1 protein-coding gene is annotated in these 503 nt (G+C 71.4%); it reads left to right on the forward strand.

Features of this window, described 5'->3' with window-relative positions:
* Positions 1–503: beta-ketoacyl reductase (locus J0670_RS38770; RefSeq protein WP_207817454.1), on the forward strand; the 503-nt coding region annotated here is incomplete at both ends.

The following is a 503-nucleotide window of genomic DNA, read 5'->3' on the forward strand; positions in this document are numbered from 1 at the left end:
GTCGATCGCGGGTCTGCTGGGGACGGCGGGTCAGGCGAACTACGCGGCCGGTAACACGTTCCTGGACGCGCTGGCGGAGTTCCGTCGGGAGCAGGGCCTGCCGGGGACGTCGCTGGCGTGGGGTCTGTGGCGTGAGACGAGCGCGATGTCCGGGCATCTGGCGGAGGTCGATCTTCGGCGGATCGCCAAGACGGGTCTGGTGCCGTTGGCGTCCGAGGAGGCGATGGCGCTCTTCGACGCCTCGCAGTTCACGGGCGAGGCGGTGCTCGGTGTCAGCCGGATCGACACGGCCGCTCTGCGGGCCCGGGGTGAGGATGTCCCGACGATCCTCACAGGTCTGGTGCCGGCGGCCGTTCGTCGTGCGGAAGTTGCACAGCAGGGCACGTCGTTGGCGGATCGCCTGGCGGCTCTGTCCCCGGTGGAGCGGGAGCGGGCACTGACCGAACTCGTCCGTGGCCAGGTCGCGGCCGTCCTCGGCCACGCCGACGCCCGGGAAGTGGCTC

This window comes from Streptomyces sp. FH025 (assembly GCF_017427025.1).
Lineage (GTDB): Bacteria > Actinomycetota > Actinomycetes > Streptomycetales > Streptomycetaceae > Kitasatospora.